The organism is Pseudovibrio sp. SCP20 (genome assembly GCF_057774105.1).
This window is the reverse complement of the sequence record NZ_JBYMDH010000004.1, coordinates 284,161-299,971: the sequence shown is the minus strand read 5'-3', so window position 1 is coordinate 299,971 and position 15,811 is coordinate 284,161. Positions and strand designations below refer to the sequence as shown.

General features: G+C 53.5%; 16 protein-coding genes. All 16 read left to right on the top strand.

Features of this window, described 5'->3' with window-relative positions; genetic code table 11:
- Positions 1-2 precede the first annotated feature (2 nt).
- The 16 genes from AC3CB2_RS17245 (at position 3) to AC3CB2_RS17170 (ending at position 15,751) form a co-directional block, all read left to right on the top strand.
- A complete protein-coding gene (locus tag AC3CB2_RS17245; protein WP_014283870.1) occupies positions 3-809 on the top strand; it encodes a purine-nucleoside phosphorylase in 807 nt (268 codons plus the stop codon).
- Between the two features lie 14 nt (positions 810-823).
- Positions 824-1,603 (top strand): deoxyribose-phosphate aldolase, encoded by a 780-nt coding sequence (gene deoC / locus AC3CB2_RS17240; RefSeq protein WP_008552310.1) that lies wholly within the window; start codon positions 824-826, stop codon positions 1,601-1,603.
- Between the two features lies 1 nt (position 1,604).
- On the top strand, positions 1,605-2,921 hold the full coding sequence (gene deoA / locus AC3CB2_RS17235) for a thymidine phosphorylase (protein WP_008552418.1): 1,317 nt from the start codon (positions 1,605-1,607) through the stop codon (positions 2,919-2,921).
- A 99-nt stretch (positions 2,922-3,020) separates the two neighbouring features.
- Positions 3,021-4,241, top strand: coding sequence for a phosphopentomutase (locus tag AC3CB2_RS17230; protein ID WP_083417149.1), 1,221 nt, complete (start codon positions 3,021-3,023; stop codon positions 4,239-4,241).
- Positions 4,242-4,389: 148 nt separating this feature from the next.
- Positions 4,390-5,265 (top strand): phytanoyl-CoA dioxygenase family protein, encoded by an 876-nt coding sequence (locus AC3CB2_RS17225; protein WP_014283873.1) that lies wholly within the window; start codon positions 4,390-4,392, stop codon positions 5,263-5,265.
- 3 nt (positions 5,266-5,268) lie between these two features.
- Positions 5,269-6,270, top strand: coding sequence for an adenosine deaminase (locus tag AC3CB2_RS17220; protein ID WP_008552500.1), 1,002 nt, complete (start codon positions 5,269-5,271; stop codon positions 6,268-6,270).
- A 213-nt stretch (positions 6,271-6,483) separates the two neighbouring features.
- Positions 6,484-7,746 carry a DUF1688 family protein gene (locus AC3CB2_RS17215; RefSeq protein WP_352934728.1) on the top strand — a complete coding sequence of 421 codons (1,263 nt, stop codon included), beginning with the start codon at positions 6,484-6,486 and terminating at the stop codon, positions 7,744-7,746.
- A gap of 128 nt (positions 7,747-7,874) precedes the next feature.
- Positions 7,875-8,504 (top strand): uracil phosphoribosyltransferase, encoded by a 630-nt coding sequence (gene upp, locus AC3CB2_RS17210; protein WP_008552496.1) that lies wholly within the window; start codon positions 7,875-7,877, stop codon positions 8,502-8,504.
- Positions 8,505-8,673: 169 nt separating this feature from the next.
- Positions 8,674-9,336 (top strand): phosphoribosylanthranilate isomerase, encoded by a 663-nt coding sequence (locus AC3CB2_RS17205; protein WP_352934726.1) that lies wholly within the window; start codon positions 8,674-8,676, stop codon positions 9,334-9,336.
- A gap of 164 nt (positions 9,337-9,500) precedes the next feature.
- Positions 9,501-10,010, top strand: a complete 510-nt coding sequence (locus tag AC3CB2_RS17200) for a retropepsin-like aspartic protease family protein (RefSeq protein ID WP_208609125.1) — start codon at positions 9,501-9,503, stop codon at positions 10,008-10,010.
- A gap of 143 nt (positions 10,011-10,153) precedes the next feature.
- The gene (locus AC3CB2_RS17195) at positions 10,154-11,146 is read left to right on the top strand and encodes an aldose epimerase family protein (RefSeq protein ID WP_352934723.1); all 993 of its coding nucleotides are present in this window, start codon (positions 10,154-10,156) and stop codon (positions 11,144-11,146) included.
- Between the two features lie 46 nt (positions 11,147-11,192).
- The gene (locus AC3CB2_RS17190) at positions 11,193-12,242 is read left to right on the top strand and encodes a histone deacetylase family protein (RefSeq protein ID WP_352934720.1); all 1,050 of its coding nucleotides are present in this window, start codon (positions 11,193-11,195) and stop codon (positions 12,240-12,242) included.
- 250 nt (positions 12,243-12,492) lie between these two features.
- Positions 12,493-12,930 (top strand): DUF805 domain-containing protein, encoded by a 438-nt coding sequence (locus AC3CB2_RS17185; protein ID WP_075699847.1) that lies wholly within the window; start codon positions 12,493-12,495, stop codon positions 12,928-12,930.
- 102 nt (positions 12,931-13,032) lie between these two features.
- Positions 13,033-14,202 (top strand): succinyl-diaminopimelate desuccinylase, encoded by a 1,170-nt coding sequence (gene dapE, locus AC3CB2_RS17180; RefSeq protein ID WP_352934718.1) that lies wholly within the window; start codon positions 13,033-13,035, stop codon positions 14,200-14,202.
- Between the two features lie 24 nt (positions 14,203-14,226).
- The gene (locus AC3CB2_RS17175) at positions 14,227-14,835 is read left to right on the top strand and encodes a hypothetical protein (protein ID WP_352934716.1); all 609 of its coding nucleotides are present in this window, start codon (positions 14,227-14,229) and stop codon (positions 14,833-14,835) included.
- A 94-nt stretch (positions 14,836-14,929) separates the two neighbouring features.
- A complete protein-coding gene (locus tag AC3CB2_RS17170; protein WP_352934714.1) occupies positions 14,930-15,751 on the top strand; it encodes a DUF2189 domain-containing protein in 822 nt (273 codons plus the stop codon).
- Positions 15,752-15,811 lie beyond the last annotated feature (60 nt).

Below are 15,811 nucleotides of genomic sequence, written 5' to 3'. Positions count from 1 at the left end.
TTATGAGCGGATTTGGTAAGGAATCAGCGGAAATTGTACGCGCTGCTCGCCCAGGTGATTACAAAGTTGGGATGATCCTCGGTTCTGGTCTGGGTTCCCTGGCTGAGGAAGTGGAAGACGCAGTACGCGTTCCATACAACCGCCTCACCGGTTTCCCTGTCTCTTCTGTTACTGCGCACGCAAGTGAGCTGGTTGCAGGCACTCTGGAAGGTGTTCCGGTTGTTATTCTGTCCGGTCGTGCACACTACTATGAGAGCGGCAACCCATCCGTCATGCGCACTCCGCTTGAGACCCTCAAAGCACTTGGCTGTGAAACAATTGTTGCAACCAACGCTGCAGGTTCCCTGCGTGAAAACATCAAACCGGGTTCTCCAATGCTGATCAATGACCACATCAACTGGTCTGGTCTGAACCCGCTCATCGGCGAAGAAGACGAGAGTCGTTTCCTCGATCTTTCCGCCGCATACGACCCAGAGCTTCGTGAGCAGCTCAAAAAAGCAGCTGCTGAAGTTGGTGAAGATCTCGAAGAGGGCGTCTACATGTGGTTCTCCGGTCCGTCTTTCGAGACCCCGGCAGAAATTCGCATGTCTCAGGTGCTCGGTGCTGATGCCGTTGGCATGTCCACCGTACCGGAAGTGATTATGTCTCGCTTCCTCGGCATGCGCGTCGCAGCAATCTCCACCATCACCAATATGGGAGCTGGCCTACAAGCCCACGGCCTCTCTCATGATGAAACCAAGGAAATGGCCCCGCTTGGAGCGGCCAAGATCAAAAAGATTTTGCGTGCCTTCCTCAAAAACATGGCTTGAAGGAAACTGGCAAAATGACCGAAGCATCAACAAAAGAAATAGCAAAGCGTGCTCTAGGACTTATCGATCTAACCAACCTGAACGATGACTGCACCGCAGAAGATGTAGCAGCACTTATTGAGCGCTCCTCTACACCTTACGGACACACTGCAGCCATCTGCATCTGGCCTCGCTTTATTAAGCAGGCAGCTGAACTGCTGAAGAACTCTCCGGTTCGCATCGCAACCGTTGTAAACTTCCCGGCTGGCGGTGAAGACACAGCAGCAGTGATCGAAGAAACCAAACAAGCTCTCGCTGACGGCGCGGACGAAATTGACCTCGTCATGCCATATCGCGCATTCGCAGAAGGCCGTCGCGGTTTCGCTGAAGATCAGATTAAACAGGTTCGTGACGCAATTCCTGCTCCAGCACAGCTCAAGGTTATCCTTGAAACCGGTGAGCTGAAGGATCCTCGTCTGATCCACCTGGCTTCTGAAATCTCTATTGCGCAGGGTGCAGACTTCATCAAAACCTCCACAGGCAAGGTGAAAGTCAACGCAACTCTCGAAGCTGCAGAAATCATGCTCAATGTTCTGCGTGAAACTTCCAAGGAAGATCACCGTGTAGTTGGCTTCAAGCCAGCTGGTGGTGTGCGCACTGTAGAAGAAGCAGCTGAATACCTGAAACTGGCTGACGAATTGATGGGCAGCAACTGGGTATCTTCAGCAACGTTCCGTTTCGGCGCAAGTGGCCTGCTCGACGCAGTGCTCGCTGGCATCGAAGGCCGTGATAACGACACTAAAGAGACCTACTGATATGCTTCCTCAAGAAATCGTTCGTAAGAAACGTGAAGGCGAAGTCCTGACTGCAGAAGAAATTCAATTCTTCGTAAAGGGCATCACCGATAACAGCGTAACTGAAGGACAGGTTGCTGCTTTGGCAATGGCTGTGTTCTTCAAAGGTCTCAGCGTTGACGAGCGCGTCGCTCTGACCCTCGGCATGCGCGACAGCGGTGACGTTCTCGACTGGTCCGACATCGAAGCACCAATCGTTGACAAGCACTCCACTGGTGGTGTTGGCGACAACGTGTCTCTGATGCTGGCACCTGCACTGGCTGCAAACGGTGCTGCAGTTCCAATGATCTCCGGTCGTGGCCTCGGCCACACCGGTGGTACTCTGGACAAGCTGGAAACCATTCCTGGCTACTCTGCAAAACCATCCAACGAACTGTTCCGCAAGGTTGTTCGTGAAGTTGGTTGTGCAATCATCGGCCAGACTGGCGACCTCGCACCTGCTGACAAGCGCTTCTACGGTATCCGTGATGTGACTGCGACTGTTGAGAGCATTGATCTCATCACCGCGTCCATCCTCTCCAAGAAACTGGCAGCTGGCCTTGAAACTCTGGTTCTCGACGTTAAGTGGGGCACCGGCGCATTCATGGCGAACTACGAAGACGCAAAAGCTCTGGCTGAAAGCCTCGTTCTTGTTGCAAACGGCGCTGGTCTTAAAACCACCGCATTGCTGACAGATATGAACGAGTCTCTGGCATCTGCAGCTGGTAACGCGATCGAAGTTCAGAACGCTGTAGACTTCCTGAAAGGCACCCACGTCGACAACCGTCTGTGGGATGTGACCGTTGCAATTGGTGCAGAAGGTCTTGCTAACTCAGGTCTTGCTGACTCCGTTGATGACGGTAAAAAGAAGATGGAAGAAGCCTTCACCTCCGGTAAGGCAGCTGAACTCTTCGGCAAGATGGTCGGTGAACTCGGCGGTCCTAACGACTTCATGGAGAAGCCAGAAGCATACCTTGCGAAGGCTCCGATCCAGCGTCCAGTTTACATGCCGGAAGCGTCTCTGGTTACTGGTGTTGATGCACGTGCAGTTGGTCTTGCAGTTGTTGAACTCGGCGGTGGTCGTCGTGCAGCAGCGGACGAAATCGATCCAGCTGTTGGCCTCACAGACATCGCTGGTGTTGGCACATCCGTAGATAGCGAAACTCCAATCGCTATCATCCATGCACACACCGAAGATCAGGTAGAGCGTGCAGAGAAAGTTCTGCGTGATGCTTACACCTTCGGTTCTGCAGCGGACGTCAAAGAGTTCGACACCATCCGTGACCGTATTGCGCCTTAATCAGCGCAGCTATAATTAACTGGCAGGACAGCCTCTCACCTCATTAGAGCAGACATTATCTGACTGAGAGCTGTCCTCCAAAGACTTAAGGAAACGCGAATGCCACGCGCAATTATGTGTGTACTCGACAGCTTCGGTATCGGCGCAGCCGACGACGCTGACAAGTTTGGCGATGTCGGCTCCGACACCCTCGGTCACATTGCCGATGCATGTGCAGAAGGTAAAGGCGATAAAGAAGGTCTGCGCAGCGGTCCTCTGTCTCTGCCTAACATGGATCGTCTTGGACTGGGCGCTGCCGCTCGTGCATCCACTGGCAAAGACGTTAAAGGCCTGGATTTCTCCGGCACTCCAGAATCTCATTGGGGTTTTGCTGCTGAAGTTTCCAACGGCAAAGACACACCATCCGGTCACTGGGAAATCGCTGGCGTACCAGTCACTTTCGACTGGGGCTACTTCCCGGATGAAAACCCATCTTTCCCTGCTGAGCTGGTCGAAAAGATCATCGAAGTGGGTGAACTGCCAGGTGTTCTGTGCCTGACACATGGTTCCGGTACTGTCGTTATTGAAGAGTTCGGTGAAGAGCACGTCAAAACCGGCAAGCCAATCATCTACACCTCTGCGGACAGCGTTCTGCAGATTGCAGCACACGAAGAGAGCTTTGGCCTTGAGCGCCTGCTGGACCTCTGCGTGAAGTGCCGCACGTTGGTGGACGATTACAACATCGGTCGTGTGATTGCCCGTCCATTTGTTGGATCTAAAGAAGCTGGCTTCGAGCGTACTGCAAACCGTCGCGACTATTCTGTTCTTCCTCCGGCGCCAACTGTTCTGGACCGTCTGGAAGACGCTGGTCGTCAGGTGATTGCAGTCGGCAAGATCTCTGACATCTATGCAGCTCAGGGCATCACCAAACTGCTGAAGGGCGCTGGCAACGACCAGCTCTTTGACCGCACTTTGGAAGCAATGGACTTGGCGAAAGACGGAGACCTTGTGTTCTCTAACTTCGTTGACTTCGACATGCTCTACGGCCACCGCCGTGACGTGCCGGGTTATGCCGCAGCTCTGGAACACTTCGATAAGCGTCTGCCAGAGATGATCGAAAAGATGAACGACGGCGACCTGCTGGTCTTGACTGCTGACCATGGTTGTGACCCAACCTGGAAAGGCACAGACCACACCCGCGAGCACGTGCCTGTGCTGGCTCTGGTGAAAGGCGAGCAGGGTTCCGACATCGGAAAACGCCCGACTTTTGCTGATATCGGAGAGTCTGTTGCCAAGCATCTTGGCATTTCAGCTGGCGAAAACGGAAAGAGTTTTCTGTAGATCCAGCCGGAATATTTGAAAATAAGCCGGGCAAGCTCTGTTTGCCCGGTTTAGTGTACCGCGATATATTTCCGAATTGCCTATGATTTGCAAATGGTAAGGATGCAGGGAGAGGCATCCGTCGTGTTACATTAGAGGGGAATGCAGCATGCAGGCTCGCAAGTTTACTGCACAGCAAGATGGAAGCTTAACGCCGGAGATGAAGAAGGCGTTTGAAGAAGATGGCTTCCTAGTTCTTGAAGGATTTGCATCTCCGGAAGAATGCGATCAGCTCAAAGCACGCATGAACCAACTGATTGATGAATTCGACCCGTCATCGGTTGCGTCCGTTTTCGAAACCAATGCCCAATCCCATGCGAAGGACGCTTACTTCCGCGAAAGCGGCGATAAAATCCGTTTCTTCTTTGAGGCTGAGGCATTTGATGAGAATGGTGCTCTGACAAAGGACAAGCATCAGGCGTTGAACAAGGTGGGCCATGCCCTCCATGACTACGATCCTGTGTTTGAACAGTTCTCACGTTCCCCCAAGATGGAACGTGTTGCAAAAGATGTTGGACTGGTAGAGCCATTGCTCGCGCAGTCCATGTACATCTTCAAGCCACCGCACATTGGTGGCGAAGTAAACAACCATCAGGACTCCACCTTCCTCCATACAGCGCCGTTGACCTGCACAGGCTTCTGGTTCGCTTTGGAAGATGCGGATGAAACCAATGGTGGTTTGTATGGCGTTCCAGGCGGCCACAAAGGGCCACTGCGCAAACGCTTCCATTACAACGGCGAAGCCCTCGTGATGGAAACCCTAGACGAAACCCCACTCGAAAAATCTGAGGAAGACGCTGCACCGTTGGTCGCCCCGAAAGGAACCCTCGTCATCCTTCACGGACTGGTGCCGCACAAGTCAGCTCCGAACCGCTCTGACAAATCCCGTCACGCCTATGCAGTTCATATGGTAGACGGTACAGCAAAGTGGTCGGACGATAACTGGATTGTTCGGGCTAAAGACAAGCCAATGCACGGATTTTAAGAAATGAGACCAAAGCAGAATGTGGTGCCACGCGCTGAACTGCACTGTCATATTGAAGGTGCTGCACCTCCAACGCTCGTAAGAAAGCTGGCTCAACGCTATGATGTAGATCTGGGTGATCTGTTCGACACCAACGGAGCCTACAGCTGGCATGATTTTACTACCTTCATTCAGCAGTACGATGTAGCCGCATCCCTGTTCCGTCGCCCTGGCGACTACGCAGAACTCGCTGAAACCTACTACAAAATGCTGGCCGCTGAAGGCGTGATCTACGCGGAAGTGTTCATCTCCCCGGACCACGCTGTCAAAGCTGGCCTGAGCTACCAGTCCTATCTGGAAGGCCTTGTCGCTGGCCTTGAGCGCGCAAAAGCAGACACCGGCATCGAAGGCCGCCTCGTCCCACTTGGCGTACGCCATGAAGGTGCTGAGTCCGTTGAAGGCGCAATCAAAGCCGTCATCGACAACCCACACCCAATGGTCACCGGTTTCGGTCTGGCAGGCGATGAGCGTATCGGCCCTGCGAAGGACTTCGAAAAAGCCTTCGCAATGGCGCGCGAAGCAGGTCTGGGCCTAACCGCACATGCGGGTGAGTTCGGCGGAGCTGAAAGCGTCCGTGATGCACTGGATTACCTGAAGATCACTCGTGTTGGTCACGGTGTCCGCGCTGTAGAAGACGAAGCACTGGTTCAGCGTCTGGTGGATGAGGAAATCACCCTTGAGGTGTGCCCGCACTCTAACATTGCGCTTGGTGTTTACTCCAACCTGCGCTTCCACCCAGTGAACATGCTGCGTCAGGCTGGTGTCCGCATCACCCTGAACTCCGATGATCCGCCATTCTTCCACACCACTCTTGGCCACGAATACGTGGAAACCTCTCGTGTGTTTGGTTGGACCCGCGACATCCAGAAATCTATCACGAAGAACGCGCTGGAAGCAGCCTTCGTGGATGAGGAAACCCGTGCTGTTCTTCTAAAGCGTTTGGACACTTTAACTGAAGAAGCATGAGTTTTTGCTTGAGTTGAGTGTGCATAAGCGGGAAAACTGGCATAGCCGGGTTTCTTATGCTCAAAACCTCAGAGCGTAGCTTGAAAAAAGCCCGTACCTCCATAAAAAGGTGCGGGCTTTATAGTGTAGGCCACGGGGGCAATTTAGGCTTCGGGCTGATATTGCATAAGACCACTCCGGCAAACCAGAAACACGAGTGCTTTCGGGCCTCACATGGCAAAACGACAGGAAACGACGAAGATGGAGATGCAAGCATCGCAGGCTTTGTCCTTGCTCAACGCAAAAGCTGTACGTGAACGTTCACACATGCTTTTAGAGCTGGGATTGCAGGGCGAACTTGAGCACTTTGCCGTCGATCTCTCGCACCTCGCGGAAGCCGCCCGCAGAACGCTGGCAGCAACCGACAACAGCTATCCTGACAGGCAGATCCCGTTTCATGCGCGTTGGCGCCATTTTGAAACCGGCGGTATCGACCGTTGGGCCATGCTGGCCGGTGCGCGCCGCTTTTCAGACGTGCAGGGCATGGGCCGCGCCGCATTTGACCTAGCGATTGTCTCAGCCCTTCTGGATGCCGCTGCAGGCGAAAACTGGAAGTACCGCGAAGCCATCACCGGCGAGACATTCAGGCACTCTGAGGGTCTGGCAATCGGCTCACTGGCCATGTTCTCTGCTGGTTTCTTCTCCGATGAACCGCTGGACCCACTCCGGGCAGATGCCGTCACATTGTTTCGCCTGGACAAAGACGAACTCGCAGAGGGTCTTCAGGTCACAGACAAGAACCAGCTCATCGGGCTGGATGGCAGATTGTCTTTGCTGAACCGTCTGGGAGAGGCCGTTTCTCTCCGTGACGATCTGTTTGGCAAGGAAGATGAGCCACGTCCGGGTGGGCTGTTCGATGTCCTCTATGAAGAAGGGCAAAGCGGACCTCTGGACGCTGAGCGTATTCTGGAAGTGGTTCTGGATGGTTTGGGACCGATCTGGCCCAACCGTGAGCAGATTGATGGTGTGATCCTGGGCGACACTTGGCGCCACTCAAAGGTCACAGCTCAGGATAAAACTGACAATCTGGTGCCTCTTCACAAACTTTCTCAATGGATTGCCTATTCTTTAGTTGAACCTCTCTCGTGGGCTGGTATTGAGATGGCAAACATTGATGGTTTGACTGGCCTTGCTGAGTATCGCAACGGCGGACTGTTTCTGGACACAGGCGTGCTGCGCCTGAAAGACCCACAACAGTCCTTGAACAAGCACGAAGTAAGTAGCGAGCTGGTTGTTGAATGGAGAGCCCTGACGATCGCGCTCCTCGATAAGCTCGCCGATTGGATTCGGGCAGATTTGTCTGTCTCTCGGGACCAGCTTCCACTGGCATGTGTGCTGGAAGGTGGCTCCTGGGCAGCAGGACGACAGATTGCCCTTGAAAAACGAGGTGATGGATCTCCACCCCTGATGATTATCAGTGATGGAACGGTTTTTTGATCTATAACCTGAAGTCAATTGCACCCGGCCATATCGGGTGCCGAACATAAGACACGCACTGCCATGTACATGCTGACAAACGGCAGGTGCACATAAAAGACCCGACAGGGTTGAAAAAGAGGAACACGATGTCCGGCGCAACCGTAATCGCACACCCGCTTGTCCAGCATAAGCTGACCCACATGCGGAGAAAAACAACTCCGACGCAGGACTTCCGCCGCTTGCTGCGCGAAATCTCTCTGTTGCTGTGCTACGAAGTAACACGCGACCTGAAGATGACCACCCAGACCATCGACACACCTGTCGCTGAAATGGAAGCACCTGTTCTGGCTGGTAAAAAGCTCTGCTTCGCATCCATCCTGCGCGCTGGTAACGGCCTGCTGGAAGGTATGCTGGAACTGATCCCGTCCGCTCGTGTTGCACACATCGGTCTCTACCGTGATCCGAAGACTCTGGAAGCAGTTGAATACTACTTCAAGGCACCACAGGAACTGGACGAGCGTCTGGTGATCGTTGTTGACCCAATGCTCGCAACTGCAAACTCCGCGATCTCCGCTGTTGAGCGCCTGAAAAAGCGCGGCGCGAAGAACATGGTGTTCGTATGTCTGCTGGCAGCTCCTGAAGGTGTTGCACGCTTCAACGAAGCGCACCCGGACGTGCCAATCTACACCGCATCCATCGATGAAAAGCTCAACGAGAAGGGCTACATCGTACCGGGTCTGGGCGATGCCGGTGACCGGATGTACGGTACAAAATAAACTTTCTTGGTTTATAAGCGTCAGACCTCAGGTCTGGCGCTTTTTTCTTGTAGGGACACTCAAGAAATACAGACAGAAATACCGGAGACGATACGCACCGCAAAACTGTGTATTCGTCCCTTATGAGGTGCATGCCGTTTAAAGGCGATACGCGGAAGGGGATGATGGAATGCCAAACAATGCTCGTACCCGTCTGAAAGTGTGCTGTATTTCAACATCTGGTGAAGCAGCCACAGCTGTTGCTTGTGGTGCAGATGCCGTTGGCCTTGTCGCGCACATGCCTTCAGGTCCCGGTGTGATCGAGGATGATCTCATTCTCAATATCGCCCGGCAAATCCCCCCTGCCGTCGCCACCTGGCTCCTCACATCCCGCACCACGGCACGGGAAATCGTCGAACATGTGCTGACCTGCGGAACCAACACAGTCCAGATCGTCAGCCCAATCGACCCCGGCGAATATCAGGAGCTACGTCTTGATCTCCCTGCAAGCACGCGCATCGTTCAGGTTGTTCATGTGGAAGACGAATACTCCTTTGAAATTGCACAGGAATATGGCCGCGTTGCTGATGCGGTCCTGCTCGATTCTGGTCGCCCCTCGGAAAATGAACTGGGCGGAACAAGCCGAACCCACAACTGGGACCTGAGCCGTCATATCGTTGAAAAGCTGGACGTGCCTGTCTTCCTTGCTGGAGGTCTCACGCCGCAAAACATCATCGAAGCGATTGAAACTGTGAAGCCATACGGTGTCGATGTCTGCAGCGGTGTCCGCGTCAATGGTCGCCTCAACAGAACCCGCCTAACAGAATTTGCTGCTGCAATCGCCTGTACCTGATGACCAGGTAGATCTCCGGAATTCTTCGGTTTTTAATTAGAATTCTTGCCTTTCTCTTTGGCTCGGCTGTATACCTATGAAAAGTAATGGGCAAAACGCTGAGCGATCTCTGAACACGGCGAAAGACCGGGATGCTATGCTGTCCAAAGGGAGCGGGGGAGCACGTGCAACGATATATCTGGGTCATGGTTGTTGTTGTTTGCGCCGCACTGATCGTACCAAAGGTGCTGGAAGAGCGTTTGCTAGGTGTTGTTGAGGTCCACGAACCTAAGCCTGACGCCCAGCCGACCAAGACAACCAAACGCACGACCCGGATCAGAAAAGCCGCCAATGGCCACTTCATGGCCTCCATCAAGATCAACGGTCATAAGACCGAGGCTTTGATCGATACTGGCGCGAGTCTGCTCGCAATTCCTTACAGCATCGCCCGTAAAGCTGGCATCCGTGTACGCAATGAAGACTTCACTGTTGAGGTGCGCACGGCCAACGGCATCACCTCTGGTGCAACAGCCTCAATTTCAAATCTCTATTTGGGCTCAATTCATATACGCAACGTTAAAAGTCTGATCCTTAAAGATGAAGCGCTCTCGCAGGTGCTTCTAGGGATGTCTGCGTTGAACAGGCTTGGCAAAATCACGCTCGGCAACAAAGAGCTAGTGATTACACCAAGATAAGCAAAAAAATAAATCCTGCTGCGTACGGCCCTTCAAAGGGCGGTATCCTTTTGTCTTGCTTGTACTAATTCTCGTTTCATAGGAGGTTGGTAGTGTAACGGTGACCTGAGGGGAAGGCAGGTCTGCAATTGAAAGGGAAAGCAGTGGCTATTCGTGATTTCGGTGAGCTGGAAAACCGAGAAACTGTGAAGGAAGTGACACTGCACGGCGGAGATCTGACCGCAAGCATCCTCACTTACGGAGCCACAGTACGCAGATTGCAACTGGGAGACCGCGACCTAACGCTCGGCTTCGACAATCTGCGCGACTACGAACTTCACTCCCCACACATGGGCGCCACCGCAGGCCGCTGCGCCAACCGCATTGCAAACGGCTGCTTCTCAATTGGTGATGACGAGTTCCAACTCTCCGTCAACGAAGGCGGACGTCACCATCTCCACGGCGGTCATACAGGGTTTGCCCACCGCATCTGGACCATCGAAGAAGCTAGCGAAGACAGCGTTTTGCTCTCTTTGGAATCCCCGGACGGGGAAGAAGGCTACCCGGGCACTGTCCAGATCACATGCCGCTATACCCTCACCAAAGACAACACGTTGCGCATCGAGTTTTCCGGCTCCACAGACAAGCCGACCCTGCTGAACCCAGCACACCACAGCTACTTCAATCTGGGTGATCATGAAGACGTGACTAAACACCAGATCATGATCCCAGCCCGCTCTTATCTGCCAGTTTCCGATGAGCTGATTCCAACTGGCGAAATCGTTGATGTGGCTGGCACCGCCTACGATTTCCGCGAAATGCGTCAGGTGCAGGATGAGCAGGACAGTCGTTTTGACAACAACTTCTGCCTTCGCCAGTCCCGTCTGGAAAAGCCAGAGCTGTCCGCTGTCGTGTTTGAGCCTGAAACCCAGATTAAGATGGAAGTCTGGTCAACCGAGCCGGGCATTCAGTTTTACGATGGCAGCTCGCTGAACACACCTGTTCCGGGCTTTAACGGCAAAACGTATGGCCCACGTGCTGGCCTGTGCCTTGAGCCGCAATGCTGGCCTGATAGCCCAAACCACGAGGAGTTTGCGTGTTCCACGCTTCAACCTACTGAGCACTACCTGCAAATAACAGAATACCGTTTCATCTGATGTGCTGAGGAGAGTCGCACATCAGGCGTTGTAAAGGACGATAACAGTGAAGACTATCTTTTCGCCTGATCAGCTGTTGCATGCCCCGACCAAAGAAATCTCGGATGGGAAACTGGTACCTGCCAACGAGATCCCCTCTCGCGCCGAAATCGTTCTTGAGCACATCAAGAAAGCGCAGTTCGGAGAGGTTCTTGCTCCCAACGATTTTTCTCTGGACCCAATCCTCAAAGTCCATGACGCGGACTATGTCACGTTCCTGCTGGATTTCTGGCAGCTCTGGCTGGCAGAAGGGCGCACTGAAGAGGAAGTCTTCCCGTTTGTCTGGCCCGTCCATGGCTTGAGGCACGATATCGTCCCCGATCAGATTGATGGCAAGCTCGGTTTCTATTCGTTTGATGCTGGCACCCCCATGGGGGCTCACACATGGACTGCAGCGCGCAAGAGCGCAGAAACGGCTTTGACCGGGGCGGATCTGCTTCTCTCCGGTGATAACTCCGCATTCGCGCTCTGCCGTCCTCCGGGACACCACGCCCACCGCCGCCTCTATGGCGGCTACTGCTTCCTAAACAACGCCGCTATTGCAGCCCAGCATCTGCGCGATCAGGGCGTAGGCAAAGTCACGATTTTCGACGTGGACTACCACCACGGCAATGGAACACAGGCGATTTTCTATGATCGTGCCGACGTCCAGTTCCTATCCATTCACGCAGATCCAAAAGTGGAGTTTCCTTACTATCTGGGCCATGCCAACGAGCGTGGCCTGAAAGAGGGGGCAGGGTACAATCACAACTACCCACTTCCCCATGGAACCTCTTGGGTCGAGTGGGCTGAAGCCATGGAAGATGCTTGCCGAAGCATCGAGAAGTTCGCGCCGGACGTGATCATTGTCTCCCTTGGCATGGATCCCTATGAGAAAGACCCGATCTCCAAGTTCAAACTGAAAACAGATGACTTCTCCAGAATAGGCGCCCGCATTGCCAGACTGGGCAAACCAACACTGTTCGTGATGGAAGGCGGTTATGCTGTCGGTGATTTGGGCACCAATTGCACCAAGGCACTCAGCGGATATCTCGATACTGTGACTGTCGGTTCCTGACAGGCTAACACACTCTGAAACATGCATTTTGTACCGTGGCGGGAGATTATCTTCCCCGCCACTTGTGTCTTGCGGCCGCCTCCCTCTTGAAAGCAGCTCTCATTATGCGTACATCCTTGCGAACTGAAATTTCTTAAAGCGTATTCCCGTAAGGTGGGGAACGGTTTTCGGATAACAACACGCAAGAACATGAGGGATTAAAGCAGCCCAGCCGCTTAACCATCAGGCAGCTGCTTTAAGTGATCAGATAATGCCAGAGCAAAATAGCCCGAAAACAAACCTGTTTTGGTTGTTTTTCAACCCGTTTGGACGAATCTCCAAAGGCGTATACTGGCTCGCAATCGCGCTGATCTTCTGTGTGATGTACATTGCTGTGAGTGTGACAGCAGGCTCGCTGACTTACAACGAAAGTGATGCAGCAGACCTCACACTGGCGCAGGTTTACAACGATATGTTGGCAACAAACCCGCTGTTGTTTCCGCTGATACTCCTTACGAACTTTATGGTGTTTATGCTTGTGATCAAGCGTCTGCAGGATCGTGGAATCACGGGTTTCGTGGCGCTGACCTTGTTCCTGCCTTTCCTCAATCTGCTTGTGCCAATCGTCGTTGGCTTCCTGAAAAGCGAGCAAGGCCCGAACAGATACGGCCCAACTTCCAACAGTCGCCCGATCAAACCCAAAAAGTAAGCGTCTCTGTTGAGATTTTGCGGTGTTATAGGCCAGTGAAATTCACGAAGTGCTGGCAACTCGTGATTGACCATCTGGCACAGCACAGCTAAATCTCGGAGCATGACTGATACGCTTTCTCCTGCGGTACAGATCTGCCGCGACCTTATCCGCTGTCCAAGTGTCACCCCGGCTGAAGGCGGTGCTCTTTCCACGCTCGAAAACCTGCTTGCAGGCGCTGGTTTCGATGTTTCCCGTGTCACCTTCGCCGATGAAGATACACCGGACGTCGAGAACCTGTTTGCCACCATCGGCACAGGCAAACCGCATTTCGTGTTTGCAGGGCATACCGATGTTGTGCCAGTAGGCGACGAAGCCGCATGGACCCATGGCCCGTTCGACGGCACCATCGCAGATGGCATGCTGCACGGTCGTGGAACGGCAGATATGAAAGGCGGCGTTGCAGCGTTTGCAGCCGCCGCTCTGGACTATGTGAAAGCGCATCCAGACGGAATTCCGGGCCAGATCTCCTTCCTCATCACTGGTGACGAAGAAGGCCCTGCCATCAACGGCACTGTGAAACTGCTGGAGTGGGCCAAAGAGCAAGGGCATGAGTTTGATGCCTGTATTGTTGGTGAGCCAACCAACCCGGATGCTCTGGGCGATGCCATCAAAGTGGGCCGCCGCGGCTCCCTGACCGGCACAATCAAGGTCAACGGCACACAGGGCCATGTGGCCTATCAGCATCTGGCAGACAACCCTGTACCGGGTATGCTCAAACTGCTGAGTGCAGTCTCTGAGGTGGAACTGGACAAAGGTAACGAGCGCTTCCAGCCATCCAATCTGGAAATCACCACCGTCGACGTTGGCAACACAGCAACCAACGTTATTCCGGCGCATGTAATGGCGAAGTTCAACATTCGCTTTAACGATCAGTGGTCCGTCAAATCTCTGAGCGAGCACGTCACCAAGCTTCTGAGCGACGCAGCGCCAGAAGGTCTTGATTGGAGCATTGAGTACGCCAAGGAAGCAACGGACAGCTTCCTGACCCATGACGAAGCGCTGATCCAGACCCTGTCCAACTCCATCAAGACAGTCACAGGTCGTACGCCAGAGCTATCTACCGGCGGTGGCACCTCAGATGCACGCTTCATCAAGAACTATTGTGCTGTAGTCGAGTTCGGCCTTGTTGGTCAGACCATGCACAAGGTCGATGAGCACGTCGCAGTGGCAGATATCGAGCAACTCGCCGACATCTACCTCCGCTTCCTGCAAGACTACTTTCAGGCTTGAGTTGATTAGGAACAGGGTGGTGTGATGGCTCTTGGCATTCAGGAAATTCGCCAGTCCTGCATTGCATCCTGGAGGATCATGAAGGGTGAGGCAGAAGCGGCGCAGCAGTTTGATCTGTCTGCAGACGGCTTCTGGCGATCCTTTCTGGTCATCTTCCTGTTGCTGCCCTTTTACTTTCTGTCTCTGATCTCTGAGCAGGCTTTGATGCTTGAGCATCAGGCCGTTATGGGGCCTGAGGCAACAGAAGTTGTTGCAACTGGCGCTCAGTTCTACACCGGCAAAACTATCTCGCTGTTCGTGGATTGGATTGCCTTTCCGATCGTCGTCAGTCTTCTGGCTGGATCACTGGGGTTGGGGCGCAACTACGGCCCCTACATCATCGTCAGAAACTGGAGCACACTGCTTATTCTGTTACCGCAGACGTTCCTCAATCTGTTCTATCTGGCGGGGTTGATCCCATCTGCTCTGCTGATCATGCTGACATTCCCGATTGTCGGCTGGGTGCTGTGGTACCGATTCCAGATCGCCCGCATTGTTGGTGGATGCACATTCTCCATCTCCATCGGCCTTGTCGTGCTGGATCTGGTGCTTTCCATCCTGATCAGCGCCTCGTTTGACCGGTTGTTTACCTGATCAACCCAGTTTTTCGCTTGCCCCTTTAAATTTTCGGTAGCGCTCACCTGAGTTTCCGCGCACACTTGACGTGGAGGAAAATTGGGAGGGACGGATGTCAGACAATCATCTGACTGTACCTGCGGGTGCACAAAACCCGCAGAACAAGCTGGCGAAACCTATAGTTCGTCAGGTTACTTTGGAGGATATAACAAGCTCCCTGAAGCTTGGAATTCTGGACTTTGTGAAAACGCCGGCTATTGGCTTAACCTTCGGCGCATTCTTTATGATTGGCGGAATACTGGTCACATTGCTCTCGTTCTGGGTGGATATGAGCTACATCAGCTACCCGCTGGCCTGCGGCTTCTTGTTGCTTGGCCCATTTGCAGCGCTTGGGCTCTATGAAGTCTCCAGACGGCTGCAGGCAGGGGAAACACCACGTATGAGTGGCCTGTTCACTCTGATGTGGGAGCAACGGCGTGGTGAGATCGCCTGGATGGCCTTTGTGGTGATCTTCATCCAGTTCCTATGGATGTTTAAAGTCCACCTGCTACTGGCACTCTTCTTAGGGATGCAAGGCTACGGCACATTTGTGCAGTTCGCGCAGACGATCTTTGAAACCTCAGACGGGCTCTTGTTCCTTGCGGCGGGCCATCTTGTGGGGGCGTTCTTTGCAGTCCTGCTGTTTGCTGTCAGCGTGGTCTCTTTTCCAATCCTGTTGGATACGGAACTGGACTTTGTCACTGCGATGATCACGAGCGTAAAGGTCGTAACTGGAAGTCCAGTGGTTATGGTTGGGTGGGGACTGCTCATCACGGCAATCCTGATGGTCTCCATGATCCCTGCGTTCATCGGTCTGCTGGTCACACTGCCAGTGCTGGGCCACACCACATGGCACCTTTACAAGCGTGTGGTGACCTTCGAAGACGCAAAATAAATCGGCAAACCGGAGGAGGACGGCCTCCGGTTTCCTTTTTTAAGCTGTCGGGAAAAGTAG